Source organism: Pseudomonas sp. JR33AA (assembly GCF_021378985.1).
GTDB classification, from domain to species: Bacteria; Pseudomonadota; Gammaproteobacteria; order Pseudomonadales; family Pseudomonadaceae; genus Aquipseudomonas; species Aquipseudomonas alloputida.
The window spans coordinates 66,247-81,504 of sequence record NZ_JAJSAW010000003.1; the positions used below are offsets into that span (position 1 = coordinate 66,247).

Sequence of the window (15,258 nt, forward strand, 5' to 3'; positions counted from 1 at the left end):
ATCCGCTCAGGGGTGTGCTGCGCGGCGGCGGTAGGCCAACAGCAGGAACACGAACCACAACGGCATCACGCACAGCGCTAACCGGGTATCCGGCTGAAGCGCCAGCAGCACCAGCACAAAGCCGAGAAAACCCAGGGTGGTTAAGGCCATCGGCACCCCGCCCGGCAACTTGAACGCCGAGGCATCGTGGGCAGACGGGTTGCGTTTGCGATAGGCAAGGTACGCCGCGAGAACCATCGACCAGGTAAAGATCACCAGGATTGCGTGAACATCGTCATCACCTCCGGGATGATGAACAGCAGGCTCAACCCGATCAGCATGCACACGCCGGAAAACACCAGGCTGTACACCGGCACGCTCAACGCCGAAAGCCTGGCGAACAGGGCCGGCGCGTTACGCCGCTCGGCCAGCCCGAACAGCATCCGGCAGCCCGAGTAGACACCGCTGTTGGCCGAAGAGGCTGCCGAGGTCAGCACCACGAAGTTGATCATGCCGGCCGCCGCGGGGAAGCCGGCCAGCAGGAACAGCTCGACGAAGGGGCTGCGGTTGGCCGGCACCTCGGCCCACGACACCACGCTGATGATGCAAAGGAGGAGCTGGGCATCATCAAGGATTACCAGGCCAACCTCGACCGCAGGAAGCTGGGTTACGACGTGATGGCGTTTGCCCAGGTGCGCTTTGGCAACCATTCGGCCAACGCACCGGATGAGTTCGAGCAGGTGATCCTGAAGCTGCCGCAGGTGCTGTCCTGCCACAAAGTGACCGGCGAGGCTGACTATGTGCTCACGGTGTTGGCAAATGACCTGGAGAGTTATGGGCGATTCGTGGAAGAGGTGTTGCGCCGTCAGCCAGGCATTGCCTCGATCCAATCGAGCCTGGCGCTGCGTGAAGTGAAGGCGGTGTCGCGGATACCCGTGCCCTGAAAACCCTGCACGGTCTGCTTTGTGTAGGAGCGGCCTTGTGTCGCGATGGGCCGCGTAGCGGCCCCACATTTTTCAGCTGCGCCGCCAAGTTCGCTGGGGCTGCTTTGCCGCCCTTTCGCGACACAAGGCCGCACCTACAGGTTTACTGCACATCTGGAACAAAGTGATCGCCGCGCAGCCAGTCGATAAACCGTGCAAACAACTCGGATTGCGAGTTGATCTCCAGTTTCAGGTACAGGTTCTTGCGGTGCATGCGCACTGTCTCCGGTGAGATGCCCAGCTCCAGCGCGGTCGACTTCACCGAGTGCCCGCGCAGGATCATGTGTGCCACCTCCCGCTCTCGGTCGGTCAGCACCTTGCAACCAAAGCTGTCGAACGCCGCCTGCAGGCTACCGTGTTCGGCCGAGGCTGCGCCGGGCTCCAGGTTATGCCGGGCGTAACGCCCCAACAGTTCCCGCACCATGGGCTCCAGCGCCCGCAGCAGGTCGACCTGCCCGGCACTCAGAGGCGTTCCGCTGTAACCCTGGAACAGGCTCAGCGACAACTTGCGGCCTGCGCTGAGGTCGACGATGTAATAGCTGTCTTCACTGCAACCTGTACCCAGGTAATAGGCCTTGTAGTAGTCGCTGTCGAAGAAGTTGTCGGGGGCGATTTCCTGCAGGTGGTAGAAGCCTTCGGCGAGGCCGCTTTGCACGGCAAGGCAGAAAGGGTCCAGCAGGTAGCCGGCGCTGAAATAGCGCTCCAGCACGGCGGCCCGGTGCAGTTCAGGAATGCCTTGCTGGTACAGCAACTGCGGTGCCCGCCCCTGGCACTCAAGGCTGATCATCATCGACTCCACCTGCACCAACTGGCCGATGGCAGCAGCCACATACTCCAACGCCTCGGGAGTTTCGCCATGGGCCAGGGCGCGCTGCAACGCCACGTGCCACTGCTGCAGCGCGCCCATCGTGAGGGTAAGCGGGGTATCGGGGGAGGCCTGGGTCATGCCCGGCAGTCTAGCCTGCCAGGCACGCCCGCGCACAGCCCTTTGCGCCAGGCTCATCGGCCTTGGTACAGGCCAAGCGCGGTGAGTTCACGCGCGGTTTCGAGGATGCACTGGCGCAGGGTTTCGACGATTTCATCCACCTGCGCATGGGTGATGATCAACGGTGGCGACATCACGTTCAGGTGCATGATCGGGCGCACCAGCAACCCTTTTTCCTGCGCCTTGCTGTGGATGCGCTCGCCGATGTTCACCTCATCGGCGAACAGTGCCTTGCTGGCCTTGTTGGCGACGAACTCGACACAGGCCATCAGCCTCATGCAGCGCACATCCCCCACCAGCGGCAGATCGCGCAGGCTCTGCAAGCGTTGCTCAAGGTAACCCCCTACGTCCTTGACATGATCGAGCAATTGCTCGCGCTCGATGATCTCGATGTTCTTCAGCGCCGCCGTGCAGCACACCGGGTGGCCGCTGTAGGTAAAACCGTGGGTGAAGCAACGCCCCTTGCCTGGCTCGGCAATCACTTGCCAGATGCGCTCGGAAAAAATACACGCGCCCAGCGGCAGGTATGCCGAAGTCAGGCCTTTGGCGGTGGTGATGATGTCCGGGATGACGCCAAACAGTTCCTCGCTGGCGAAGAAGGTGCCCAGGCGCCCGAACGAGGTCACCACTTCGTCGGCGACGAACAGGATGTCGTAGGTCTGGCACAGCTGCCACATGCACTGGAAGTATCCCTTGGGCGGAATGATCACCCCGCCCGAGCCCATGATTGGCTCGGCAAAGAACGCCGCCACGTTGTCGGCGCCCAGCGAGAGGATCTTGTCCTCGAACTCGGCCACCAGGAATTCGAGGAACTGCGCCTCGTCCATGTCGTCCGGCGCGCGGTAGGGGTTGGGGTTGGACACGTGGTGGATCAGGTCGTGGTGGTAATCGAACTCCGGCACCCGGTCGGCGGCCTTGTTGCCAATCGACATGGTCAGGGTGGTGGAGCCGTGGTAGGCGTTGTAGCGGGCGATGATGTGCTTCTTGTGCGGCTTGCCTCGGCAGTTCTGGTAGTACTGGATCAGCCGGTAAGCCGTATCGACCGCGGTCGAACCGCCCGTGGTGAGGAACACATGGTTCAGGTCACCCGGCGCCAGCTGCGCGAGCTTCTGGCACAGTTCGATGGCGACGTCGTTGGCCATGTCGGAGAACGGGTTGGAATAGGCCAGCTGGCGCACCTGGTCAGCGATGGCCACGGCCATTTCCTCACGGCCCAGGCCAATGTTGGTGCACCACATGCCGCCGACGGCATCGAGGAAACGGTTGCCATGGGCGTCGCGAATGTAGGCGCCCTCACCTGCGACGATGTTCAACGCACCTTGCTCGCGGTGCTCGTCGAACACATGGTAGCCGTGCATGTAGTGGGCTTTGTCGGCTTCCACCAACGGGTCGTGGGCAATGGCGAATGCTTTGCTTGGGGTGGCCATGGGCAGCTCCTGGGCGGGAATCGTTGGGCAATGTTCAAAAACCGGTCTTGACCGTGCTCCAGACCCGAGTGATGGCGCGCATGTCCTTCGGGCTCTGGGTTTTCTGCGCGAACAGGCGTTCGCGGGTGGCTGCATCGGGGTAGATGGCCGGGTCCTGGCGAATGTCATCACGCACCAGCGCGGTAGCAGCAGCGTTGCTGTTGGCGTAGTGGATGTAGTCAGTGACCTTGGCCATGGTCTGCGGCTGCAACAAGAACTCGATGAAGCGGTGCGCGTTGGCCACGTGCGGCGCATCCTTGGGGATGTACAGGTTGTCGAACCAGATCAGCGAACCTTCCTGGGGGATGAAGAACGACAGCTTGATGTCTTTCTTCGCTTCCACCGCACGTGCCTGGGCGGTGGCATAGTCACCAGACCAGGTCAGTGCCAGGCACACATCGCCGTTGGGCAGGCTGGTGAGGTAGTTGACCGAGTCGAACTTGCGAATGTAGGGGCGGATGCCCAGCAGCAGTTGTTCGGCTGCCTTTAGGTCGGCGGGCGATGCGCTGCGCGGGTCCTTGCCCAGGTACTGCAGGGCCAGCGGGATGACCTCGGTGGGCGCGTCCATCAGGGTGACGCCACAGTCGGCAAAGCGCGAGACGATCTTGGGGTCGAACAGCATGGCCAGCGAACCGATGGGGGCGTCGGGCATGCGTGCGGTGATCTTGTCGACGTTGTAGGTTACCCCCGAGCTGCCCCAGGTGTAGGGCGCCGAGTACTTCAGGTTAGGGTCGTAGCCCTGCAGGTCGTTTACCACCTGCTGGTCGAGGTTGTGCCAACTGGGCAGTTGCTGCTTGTCCAGTGCCTGGAACACACCGGCGCTGATCAGCGGAGGTACCAGCGAGGCGTTGAGCATGACCAGATCGTAGCCGGAACGGCCGGTGAGCAGTTTGGTCTGCACGGTTTCGTAGCCATCGAAGGTGTCGTAGATGACCTTGATGCCGGTGGCCTTCTCGAAGTCGGCCAGGGTGGTTTCACCGATGTAGTCGGTCCAGTTGTACAACCGTAACGTGTTACCGCTGTCCACCTCTGCCGCCTGGGCAAGGCTTGCGCCAGACGCCAGCAGCAGACCACCAATCACCTTCAGTACCTTGCGCATGGCAACTCCATCGTGTGAGTGCTCCGAGATCGAGCCGATGGGTTCACTATCGAGGGATTTGCCGAGGGGCGACATACCCCGAATGTGTGGGTGGTCGTTTTTTGGCAGGTGGCGCTGGAAGGTTTGCAGAATATCGTATGCCGACAAAATGTTGGGGCCGCGTTGCGGCCCCAGTGTTCAGGACAGGAGAAAGGTCACTTCAGCGGGTACAGCGCTTCATCGAACTGCGCCAGGCGCGGGAACACCAGTGGCTGGTCGTCCGAGAGCTGCTCCAGACGCTGCCGGTATTGCTGCAGAAAGTCCTGCCGCGCATCGGCACTGATGTAAGGCACGTGCCACGCCACGAACGGCGGCAGCACCTCGAACCCGACATAGGCCAGCGTGCCTCGCAGTATCGGCCGCAGCATGTCCTCCAGCGGCCCGTGAATCGCCCCTTCACCGAACATGTGCTCGCGCCCGCCCAGGGTCACGGTCACCAGCGCCTTCTTGCCGGCCAACCCACCCTGGTCGTAGAAACGCTTGCCGCCATAGCACACCCCCGACACCAGCACCCGGTCGATCCAGCCCTTGAGCATGGCCGGGGCCGAGAACCAGAAGATCGGGAAGTTCAGCACCAGCAAGTCGGCCCACAACAGCTTGTCCAGCTCCTGTTGGATATCTGCGGCAATGGCGCCGCGCTTGACGCCTTGACGCTGCTCCAGCGCATACACGAGGTAGTCGGGGTTCTCACGCTGGGTGAAATCATCGGCACTGGCCACCGGGTTCCAGCCCATGGCGTACAGGTCGCTGACCTGCACCTGGTGGCCCTGGGCGCGGAAGGTTTCCACGGCCTGGTCCCGCAGGGCAGCGGTGAACGATTGCGGCTCGGGGTGAGCGTGGACGATCAGTACATTCACAAACATTCTCCTCACACAAAACAGGTTGTCTTCCAGCGGTGGCTCAGCACTGTACGGCTTTCACCTCGACGAACTCCGCCAGGCCCTCTTCGCCCCACTCGCGACCGTTGCCCGACTGCTTGTAGCCACCGAACGGCGCCCGGTAGTTGAACCCGCCCCCGTTGATGAAGCACTGCCCGGCCCGTATCTGCCGCGCCAGCGCCAGGCCATGCTCGCGGCTGCCCGCCCACACCGCGCTGGACAGGCCGAACGGCGAGTCATTGGCCAGCGCCAGCGCCTGGGCCTCATCGGCGTAGGGGATCAAACACAGCACCGGGCCGAAGATTTCTTCCCGGGCGATGCGCATGCGGTTGTCGACGTCGGCGAACAACGTGGGTGCCACGTAGAACCCGCGCTCGAAGCCGCCGCTGTCACCACCACACAACAAGCGCGCGCCCTCGTCCTGCCCCAGGCGAATGTAGTCGAGCACCGTACGCCGCTGGCCTGCCGAACACATCGGCCCGAGGAAGCTGGCCGGGTCACGCGGATCGCCCATGACCAGTGCACGGGTTTCGGCCTCGGCGATTTCCAGCGCCTCGGCGTAGCGGCTGGCCGGCAGCAGCATGCGGGTCAGTGCCGTGCAGGTCTGCCCCGAGTTGATCATCACGTCCTGCACGCCATGGCGCACCGCAGCGTGCAGGTCGGCGTCTGCGGTAATCAGCAACGGCGATTTGCCACCCAGTTCCAGGCACACCCGCTTCACCGTCGGCGCGGCCGCTTGTGCCACCCGCACCCCGGCACCGGTTGAACCGGTGAACGACACCATGTCCACCTGCGGGTGGCGGGCCAGGGCTTCACCCACCTTGGCACCCGGGCCGCTAACCAGGTTGAACACCCCCGCCGGCAGGCCGATGGCGTCGATCATTTCGGCCAGCACAAAGGCGTGCAGCGGCGTTTCCTGGCTGGGCTTGACCACCACCGTGCACCCGGCAGCCAAGGCGGGCGCCAGCTTGCCGATCATCTGGTGCAGCGGGTAGTTCCACGGGTTGATGAATGCACACACACCAACAGCCTCGCGGTACACCAGCGAGTTGCCGACTTCGCGCACCTCGTCCATCAGCCCGGCCAGTTCGGCGTATTGCTCCAACCCGGTCATCGGGCCTTCGACCTGCACCGCCTGGCACCACTGCACCGGCATGCCCAGCTCGTCGGTGATGACCGCAGCCATTTGGGCCGCACGGTTTTTCAGCTGCGCGGCCAATGCCCGGATATACCCTGCGCGTACGCTGGACGGTGCGCGCGACCAGCCATGGAAGGCCCGCCGCGCCGCCGTCACCGCGCGTTCGACATCGGCCTCGTCACCCAGCGGCACACGGCCGATGGCCTGCTCGCTGGCGGGGTCGATCACCTCGGCCATGCCCTGCCCGTTCGGCACCTGCCAGGCCCCGTCGATGTACAGCCGTGCATACTCACGCATCGGTCTGCCCCTGCATCAGCTCGCCGGCGCAGCGGGCAATGCGCTGGCAGGCATCGGCCAGCGCCTCATTGCCCAGCACCAGGCCCAGACGGATATGCCCGGCAGCACTAGGGCCGAACGCCTCGCCGGCGAGCACCGACACGCCCTGGCTGTCCAACAGGTAGTCGGCGAAGGCCTGGGCGCTAACGCCGGTTTCGCGGATGTCGACCATCACGAACATGCCACCATCAGGCTTCAACGCCTTGAGGCCCGGGCAGCCAGCCAGTTGCTCGCACACCAGGTCGCGCCGCTGGCGGTAGGCTTCGCGCATGGCGTCCAGCTCGGGCAACGGGTGCTCAAGCGCCACCACGGCGGCATCCTGGATGAAGTCCGGCAAACCGTAGAGCAGGCACAGGGCGAGGTTTTCCAGATGCGTGGCCAGTATTGTCGAGCCGACCACCCACCCCATGCGCCAGCCGGTCATGGCATGCGATTTGGACAGGCTGTTCAGCGTTGCGGTGCGTTCGGCCATGCCCGGCAGGCTGCCGGGGCTGACGTGCTCGCCTTCATACAGCAGCTCGCTGTAGACCTCGTCAGAGATCAGCCACAGATCATGGGCAATGCACAGCTCGGCCAGCGCCTCCCAGGTGGCGCGCGGCAGGCTTGCCCCTGAAGGGTTGTGCGGGCTGTTCAGGGCCAGGGCGCGGGTGCGCGGGGTTATACGCTCTGCGACGTCACGCGGGCACACGCGAAAGCCATTCTCCGGCTTGACCGGCACCGGCACTACCTTGGCACCACAGGCACCGAACACGGCCTCGTAGGTGACATACATCGGTTCGGCAACGATCACCTCATCGCCCGGGTCGAGTATGCATTGGGCCACGCAGAACAGCGCGCACTGGGCACCTGCCAGCACGGTCACCTGGTCGGCGCTCACCGCCTGGCCGCTGCGCTGCCGGTGACGGTTGGCGATGGCCTGGCGCAGCGCCAGCTTGCCGCGGACATCGGCGTAATGGGTATGGCCAGCCCGCAGGCTGTCGATGGCCGCCTCGACGATAGGCGCGGGGGTGACGAAGTCCGGGTCGCCCACCGACAGCAACAGAATGTCCTTACCCTCGGCCTGCAACGCAAGGGCGCGGTAGTGGATGTCCCAGGCCGCGGCCCCGTCGCCGGCGATGCGTTGGGTGAGCTTGGCATAGCGCATGGCAATCTCCTTTCAATGGCGGTTTCAGTCGACGAGGATCTTCGGGTTGGAACTGCCCCACACGGTGTACAGGTCGGCCAGCAACGCGCCGTTGATTTCTTCCATCTCGGCCTGGGTGATTTCGCCCCCGGCCTGCTTGCCGAACAGCACCACTTCGTTGCCACCCTTCACGTCCGGGAAGTCTGTGACATCGACCATCAGCGTGTTCATCGACACCTTGCCCACCACCGGCACGCGGTGGCCGTTGATCAGCACATGGCCCTTGTTGGTGAACACCCGGCGATAGCCATCGGAATAGCCGACGGTGATGTTGGCCAGGCGCGAATCACGGGCCAGGGTGAAGGTGCGGTCGTAGCCGACGGTGTTGCCAGCCGGGTAGCTGTGCACCGCCGCCACGTGCGACTTGAACTGCATCGCACGTTTGTACTCGGTGCGCCCCGGCACGGTGTCGCCGAACAGCGCGCCCCCCGTTCGCACCATGTCCAGGCGCGCCTCCGGCACCTCCAGCGTAGCGAACGAGTTGGCGGCGTGCAGGGTGAGCTTGCTGCGGTCGAGCTTGGCGTGCTTGATCAACCAGTCGGTCTGCTCGTTGAAGGCCGCCAGGCCCTTGCGGACATCGTCCTTGTCTTCCACGGCGAAGTGGGTCATCAGCGCGACCAGCTTAAGGTGCTTCTGGTCGGTGATCTGCAGCGCTTCGCCACGGCCGGACCAGGTGGCCATCTCCACCCCGTTGCGGCTCATGCCGCTGGAGTTGAGCGCCATGTGAATGCGCAAAGTCTTGCCGTGGCGCGCGGCGATGGCATCGACCTGGCGGGCGAATTCCGCGCTGCCCACCAGCTCTTCCATGTCGTACTGCAACGCATCTTCCAGTTCGCTGAGGCTGGCCAGGCGTACCCGCACCAGTTGCCCGGTGAAGCCACTGGCGCGGACCACGCGGGCCTCCTCGTTGCTGGCCACCGCCACGCAGGGCACGCCCTGAGCGATGATCGATGGCATTACCAGGCCGATACCGTGGCCATAGGCATCGGCCTTGAGTACAGCGCACAGCTTGGATTTGCCCGCCAGTTCGGCCTGCAGGGTGCGGATGTTGTGTTGCAGGGCGCTGGCACTGATTTCGACCCAGGCGTTGCTGTTTTGCACGGTCAGTGTGTTGGTGCCGTTGTCCATCGACAACGGGGGTGCCGCATACAGGGGAGCCTGTCCGGTGATCAGCAGTGCCAGGGATGCAGCCAGAAGGGTACGGCGAAAGGGCATGGTGGTTTCTCGTGTTCTTGTCGTTGTGTGCGCCTTAACAGACGCAGGTGTGTTTGAGTTCAATAAAGGTCACGCCGGGGGTGGCGAAGCCGCTGGCCAGGTCGGCCTGCAGCGCGTCCAGGTCGCGCGGCTGGTGCACGGTGCAACCAAAGGCGCGGGCCAGGCCGATGAAATCCGGGTTGCGCGGCAGCACGCCGACCGGCTCGATATCCAGGCCCAGCATATCGTCGCGGATCTGGCCGAGGGCGTCATTGTTCCAAAGCAACACCACCAGCGGCCGGTGCAGTTCCTCGACGGCAGTGGCCAGTTCCTGCGCGGTGTACAGGAAGCCGCCGTCACCCACCAGCACCAGGCCGGGGCGGTGGTCGGTGGCGAACATGCCACCAATGCCGGCCGGCAGGCCGTAGCCGAGGGTGCCGTAACCGGTGGGGTGCAGCCAGCTACGTGGCGCTCGGCTGGCGAAGGCGTAGTTGCCGGTATACGCCAGCTGGGTCATGTCGCTGCTGATGAAGGCATCGTCGGGCAACACTGCGGCGATACGGTCCAGAATGGCCTGGTGCGTGGCCTGCAACGGGGCATGCCCATTGCGGATGGCCTGGCGCAGGGCGGCCACCGCTTCGCTGGCCTGGGCCGGGTCACGCTGAAGTGCTGGCAGGTGCTCGAGCAAACCGTCCACGGTTTGCCGGGCATCGCCCTGCAGGGCAATGGCACAGGGGTAGAAATCGTTGAACTTGCGCGGGTCGATGTCGACGCGCAGCAGCTCGCCACGGATCGGCAGGCGCTCGCGCCAGAAGTCGGTGTCGGCCATTTCGGTGCCCACGGCAAGCACCACATCCGCCTGGCTGATCAGTTGCCAGCCGGGTTCGACGCACAGGCTGGCGCCGGCATTGAGTGGCGCATCTGGCGGCAGCAAGCCCTTGCCGGCCACGCTGGTGAACAGAGGCGCGGCCAGCCGTGTACTGAGTTGCTGCAACTGCTCAGCCGCGTGCAACGCGCCTCCCCCGGCAATGATCATCGGCCGCTGGGCGGCGGCGAGCTTCAGGGCAGCCTGCTCGAGGGTTTCGCGGCACGGCTGGCCACGCCCGGGACGGCGTACCACCTCATCGCTCCAGTCCCGGCTGACGGGTGCGGCCAGCACATCCAGCGGCACCGAAATGTGCACCGGGCGCGGTCGTTCGCTGTCGAATACTGCCCAGGCCCGAGCGATCAGCTCGGGCAAGTCGTCGCCCTGCAGGGCCACCGCAGAAAACGCCGTGATGGGCGCGGTCATGGCGCGCTGGTCCTGGGTTTCATGCAGGCAGCCCCAGCCCTTGCCCAGGCTGGCGGTGTGGTTGACGCTGGAAATCACCAGCATCGGCACCGAGTCGGCATAGGCCTGGCCGATGGGGGTGGCGACGTTGGTTACGCCCGGGCCGGTAATGACGAAGCACACCCCAGGCTTGCCACTGACCCGCGCATAGCCGTCGGCCATGAAGCCGGCGCCCTGCTCGTGGCGGGTCAGTACATGGCGAATGCCACTGCCGGGCAGGCCACGGTAAAGCTCCAGGGTGTGTACCCCGGGGATGCCGAACACGGTTTCCACGCCGTAGTTGGCCAACAACCGCACCAGCGCCTGGCCGGCAGTCAGGGTAAGGTCATTCATGTCGTTCTCCTTGCGCCTGGCCGAGGCGGATCAGCGCGTCGACCGCGGTGGTGCCGTCGGCCCCCACCATCAATGGGTTCACATCCAGCTCCAGCAATTGCCCGGCGTTTTCGCAGGCGTAATCGGCGACTGCGCGGATGGCCGAGACCAAGGCATCGAGGTTGGCGGCCGGACGGCCACGGAAGCCTTGCAGCAGGCTGGCACTGCGCAGGCTCAGCAGCGCCGCCCGGATGGCGCTGTCGGTCGTGGGCAGCAACAGGCTGACACTGTCCTTGAGCAGTTCGACCAGCACGCCGCCGGCACCGATGACCAGGGCCAGGGCAAAGTCGTGTTCACGTTTGATGCCCACTATCAGCTCGGCCAGCGGCGGCTCGGCCATGGGTTCGAGCAGTACCTGGTCGAACGCGACGTGCGGGGCGTAGGCAGCGATGCGCTGGCGCATCTGCACCAGTGCGGCTTCCAGGGCAGCAGCATCGCGCAGGTTCAGCGCCACCGCACCGGCTTCGGTCTTGTGCGGCAACTGCGCGCTGACCGCCTTCAGTACCAAGGGGTAACCCACGTGGGCGGCGTCTGCCACGGCGCGTTCGGGTGTACTCAGCACGCCCGCAGGCACGGGCAGACCGAAGGCGCGCAGGGCCTGCTTGGATTGCCATTCGTCCAACAATCGGCTTTCGCCTGTGAGGGCCTGCGGGCACAGCGGTACCCGCGCAGCTTCGCCCTGGTCCAGCAACCGCTGGCGACTCCTTTGGTAAGCGACGATGCGCCCCCAGGCCGCCAGGCCGTCTTCCACGCCCTGCAGGGCAGCGATGCCCCGCGCATGCAGGCGCTCACGCGCACTGGCAGGCAACAGTTCCGGGAACGCCGAGGTGACGAAGCCGATCTTGCCGTGGCGTTCAATGGCATCACAGTACAGCTCCAGCAGCAGGTCGCATTCCTTGCGCTCGCCGGTGAACGCCGCCGGGTAGTCCAACACTAGCATTGCCGCACCAGCAGCACCGCTCAGGGTACTGTCGAGCATGCGTTGCAGGGCGGCCTCATCGCCCCAGATGGCCGTGGTGAAGTCCAGTGGGTTGACCAGGTTGGCATAGGCCGGCAACACCTCGGCCAGTGCCTTCACCTGCCCTTGCTCAAGCTTCGGCAACTGCAGATGGTTGCGTTCGGCATAGTCGGCAATTAGGCCGGCATCGCCGCCTGAGCAGGCCAGCGCAATCAGTTCGCCATCTGCAGGCAAGCGTCCGCAGGCTGCGGCCTTGAGCGTTTCGACAAAGCTCACCGGGCCGCTGACGCGGATCACGCCCAGGCGCTGGAACAGGCTGTCGTACAACGCATCGGAGCCGGACAACGAACTGGTGTGGCTCAGCGCCAGCTCAGCGCCGATCTGCGAAACGCCCGTCTTCAATGCAATGATCGGCGTGCCCTGCTGCAGCGCCTTGCAAGCGGCGCGGGCAAAGCCCGGCACGTTCTTCAAGCCTTCCAGGTGCAGGCCGATGGCGGTGACCCGTGGGTCGTCAAGCAGCACGTCCATCAGCTCGGCCACACCCAGTTGCGCCTGGTTGCCGACCGAGGCCATGTAGGCCACCGGCAGGGAGCGGTCGCTCATGGACAGGTTGTAGGCGAAGTTGCCACTTTGCGTAAGGATCGCCACCCCCTTGTCCACTGGCTGGCCACCATGTGCCACTGGCCACAGGGCGGCACCGTGCAGGTAGTCGAGCAAGCCATAGCAGTTGGGGCCGAGCAAGGCCATGTTGCCGGCGACGTCGAGCAGGCGTTGCTGCAACCGGCAGCCCTCCTCACCGCTTTCGGCAAAGCCCGAGGCGTAGCAGATGGCGCCACCGGCGCCACGCGCTGCCAGCTCGGCAACACACTGCAAGGTCAGCTCCCGGTTGGTGGCAATGAACACCGCGTCCGGGGCGTAGGGCAAGTCGGCCACCCGTGCCACACAGGGGATGCCTTCGAGGCTTTCATGTTGCGGGTTGACCAGCCACAGCTCACCGGCAAAGCCACCTTCGGCGCATCGCCTGAGCGCCCGCGCCATGCTGCGCCCGCCGACGAAGGCCAAGTGTCGGGGCGCCAGCAGGCGCTTGAGGTTGTCACGAATCGATTGCGACATGGGGGTTCTCCTTGCGCTCAGCGCAGCAGCGGGCGCAGCAGTTCGCGGGCGATGATATGCCGCTGGATTTCCGAAGTGCCTTCCCAGATGCGCTCGATACGCGCGTTGCGCCAAATGCGCTCAACCGGCCCTTCATCCATCAGGCCCATGCCACCAAATATCTGCACGGCTTCGTCGGCGACCTTGCCCAGCACTTCGCTGGCAAACAGCTTGGCCATACCGGCCTCACCGTCGGTCATGCTGCCCTGGTCCATCTTCCAGGCGGTGTGCAGGGTGAGCATCTCTGCGGCGCGGATCTGCGTGGCCATGTCGGCCAGCTTGAACGACACCCCCTGGTAGCTGCCGATGGCCTGGCCGAACTGCTTGCGGTCGGCGGCCCATTGCAGTGACAGGTCGAGGGCGCGCTGGGCCTGGCCCACGCAGTTGGCGGCGACCATCACCCGGCCGGCGGTAAGCCAGGCGTTGGCCACTTCCCAGCCCTTGCCGACTTCGCCCAGCACCTTGCTGGCCGGCACCCGGCAATCGTCGAAGAACAGCTCGTAGGTGTGATAACCACGGTTGCTCACGCACTTGGGACCACGGCGGATGGTCATGCCCGGCGTACCCCGGTCGACCAGCAAGGCGGTGACCGCATTGCGCTTGCGCCCGTTGTGCTCGTAGGTGTCGGTGACCGCGAAGACGATGGCGAAATCGGCGTGGCCCGCGTGGCTGATGAAGTGCTTGCTACCGTTGATGACAAAGTCATCGCCCTGGCGCACGGCGCGGGTCTTGATGGCATTGGCATCAGAGCCGGCGCCTGGTTCGGTGAGGGCGAAGCAGTCAATTTTCTCGCCCTGCACGCACGGCAACAGGTAGTCGTTGATTTGCTCGTCCTTGCAGGCCATGAGGATTTTCGACGGCCGTGCAACGAAGACATGCAGCGCCCAGGACACCTTGGACAGCTCACGTTCGATCAGCGCCTGGGACAGGTAGTCCAGACCGCCCCCTCCCACTTCCTCGGGCATGTTGAAGGCATAGAACCCGGCAGCGATGGCCTTGCCACGGATCTGCGCGGCCAGCTCGGGTGACACCGCGTCGGCGCGGTCCACCGCTTCCTCATGGGGCAGCAGCTCTTTGGCAACAAAGCTGCGTACCGCTTCCACCAACATTTCTTGTTCTTGGGTCAGTTGGAAATTCATCTGCGAAGGTCCTGATGAGGTTCGGGTATCGGATTACTGGCCGGTAAAGCGGGGGGCGCGACGTTCCACCGAGGCTTGCAGGGCCTCGGCGCCGTCCTGGCTGCGGCCACACAACAGGCCGGCGTGGCGCTCGGCTTCCAGCTGGTCAGCCAGCGTGCGCCGGGCACCGTCGCGCATCAGCCGCTTGGTCTGCGCATAGGCGAAGGTCGGGCCGTTGGCCAGGCGCGCGGCCAGTTCGGCGGCAACGGCAGGCAACTGCTCGTCGGCGCAGACTTCGCTGACCAACCCAGCGGCCAGGGCGCGATCAGCGCCCCACAGCTCGTCGAGGAACAGCAAGCGCTTGGCCTGCTCGCTGCCGATCAGCCGTGGCAGGTGCCAGCTGGCGCCGGCATCGGGGCTGTAGCCCATGCTGGTGTAGCCGGCCTTGAAGCGCGCCGAGGCGGCGGCGATGCGCAGGTCGCAGCACAGGCTGAGGTCCATGCCACCGCCCACGGCGGTGCCGTTGATGGCGGCGATGGTGGGTTTGTCGAAGCTGTGCAGGCGCAACATCAGGGCATGGGCAGTTTCGGTCCAGCCGTAGCTTTCCAGGGTGCCCGCAGCTTCGGCGGCAGCCCATTCGACCAGGTCGGCGCCAGCGCAGAAGCTGCGGCCGCTGCCGGTCAGCACCACCACGCGCACGGCGGGGTCGTCGGCATGGCTGTCGAGCAAGGCGTGCAGTTGCTTGAGGGTGGGAATATCCAGCGCGTTGCGCTGCTCGGGGCGGTTGAGAGTGATCCAGGCAACGCCAGCTTCGACCTTGCTCAACAGTGACGACGACGGGATGGTCATGGGGGCCTCGGTGTTGTTGTGATGGTGTTGGAGGGCTTGATGAGGGAGATACTAAACGAGTGTTCAACAAGGCGGCAATTGTCGGAAAAATGGCCTGTAACATCACTCAAAAACAACCTAACCTATTGTTTTAATAGTGATTTTTTTAAACTTTAGAGGGTTAAATCCGAGGTGGTTGTTACAACTTTGTACAACTGTG

At 64.6% G+C, this 15,258-nt stretch carries 11 protein-coding genes and 2 pseudogenes; 1 reads left to right on the forward strand and 12 read right to left on the reverse strand.

The annotated features are described in order from the left end of the window. Positions 1-6 precede the first annotated feature (6 nt). A pseudogene (locus tag LVS58_RS06365) lies at positions 7-617 on the reverse strand (amino acid transporter); the annotation flags it as partial. Here LVS58_RS06365 and LVS58_RS06370 point away from each other — a divergent pair. Beyond that, positions 591-923: pseudogene (locus LVS58_RS06370) on the forward strand (Lrp/AsnC family transcriptional regulator); the annotation flags it as partial. The pseudogenes LVS58_RS06365 and LVS58_RS06370 overlap by 27 nt on opposite strands. Positions 924-1,065: 142 nt before the next feature. Here the strand turns inward: LVS58_RS06370 and LVS58_RS06375 are convergent. The 11 genes from LVS58_RS06375 to LVS58_RS06425 all read right to left on the reverse strand — a co-directional run bounded on the left by LVS58_RS06375 (position 1,066) and on the right by LVS58_RS06425 (position 15,059). Then, a complete protein-coding gene (locus LVS58_RS06375) occupies positions 1,066-1,908 on the reverse strand; it encodes a helix-turn-helix transcriptional regulator (RefSeq protein ID WP_233690342.1) in 843 nt (280 codons plus the stop codon). A 53-nt stretch (positions 1,909-1,961) separates the two neighbouring features. Beyond that, positions 1,962-3,374: an aminotransferase gene (locus LVS58_RS06380; RefSeq protein ID WP_233690343.1), complete on the reverse strand. Its 1,413-nt coding sequence runs from the start codon at positions 3,372-3,374 to the stop codon at positions 1,962-1,964. A gap of 34 nt (positions 3,375-3,408) precedes the next feature. Continuing rightward, the gene (locus LVS58_RS06385; RefSeq protein WP_233690344.1) at positions 3,409-4,512 is read right to left on the reverse strand and encodes a polyamine ABC transporter substrate-binding protein; all 1,104 of its coding nucleotides are present in this window, start codon (positions 4,510-4,512) and stop codon (positions 3,409-3,411) included. A gap of 194 nt (positions 4,513-4,706) precedes the next feature. After that, the gene (locus tag LVS58_RS06390) at positions 4,707-5,408 is read right to left on the reverse strand and encodes an NAD(P)H-dependent oxidoreductase (protein WP_233690345.1); all 702 of its coding nucleotides are present in this window, start codon (positions 5,406-5,408) and stop codon (positions 4,707-4,709) included. 43 nt (positions 5,409-5,451) lie between these two features. Further along, on the reverse strand, positions 5,452-6,864 hold the full coding sequence (locus LVS58_RS06395; RefSeq protein WP_233690346.1) for an aldehyde dehydrogenase family protein: 1,413 nt from the start codon (positions 6,862-6,864) through the stop codon (positions 5,452-5,454). Beyond that, the gene (locus LVS58_RS06400) at positions 6,857-8,047 is read right to left on the reverse strand and encodes a pyridoxal phosphate-dependent aminotransferase (RefSeq protein ID WP_233690347.1); all 1,191 of its coding nucleotides are present in this window, start codon (positions 8,045-8,047) and stop codon (positions 6,857-6,859) included. Before LVS58_RS06400 ends, LVS58_RS06395 begins: the two co-directional genes overlap by 8 nt. A 24-nt stretch (positions 8,048-8,071) precedes the next feature. Continuing rightward, positions 8,072-9,301 (reverse strand): alanine racemase, encoded by a 1,230-nt coding sequence (alr, locus tag LVS58_RS06405; protein WP_233690348.1) that lies wholly within the window; start codon positions 9,299-9,301, stop codon positions 8,072-8,074. A 34-nt stretch (positions 9,302-9,335) separates the two neighbouring features. Beyond that, positions 9,336-10,943, reverse strand: a complete 1,608-nt coding sequence (locus tag LVS58_RS06410) for a 5-guanidino-2-oxopentanoate decarboxylase (RefSeq protein ID WP_233690349.1) — start codon at positions 10,941-10,943, stop codon at positions 9,336-9,338. After that, positions 10,936-13,053, reverse strand: a complete 2,118-nt coding sequence (locus tag LVS58_RS06415) for an acetate--CoA ligase family protein (RefSeq protein ID WP_233690350.1) — start codon at positions 13,051-13,053, stop codon at positions 10,936-10,938. Before LVS58_RS06415 ends, LVS58_RS06410 begins: the two co-directional genes overlap by 8 nt. A gap of 17 nt (positions 13,054-13,070) precedes the next feature. Beyond that, complete coding sequence (locus tag LVS58_RS06420; RefSeq protein WP_039613897.1) at positions 13,071-14,231, reverse strand: acyl-CoA dehydrogenase family protein; 1,161 nt, start codon at positions 14,229-14,231, stop codon at positions 13,071-13,073. A gap of 33 nt (positions 14,232-14,264) precedes the next feature. Beyond that, a complete protein-coding gene (locus LVS58_RS06425; RefSeq protein ID WP_233690351.1) occupies positions 14,265-15,059 on the reverse strand; it encodes an enoyl-CoA hydratase/isomerase family protein in 795 nt (264 codons plus the stop codon). Positions 15,060-15,258: the final 199 nt, after the last annotated feature.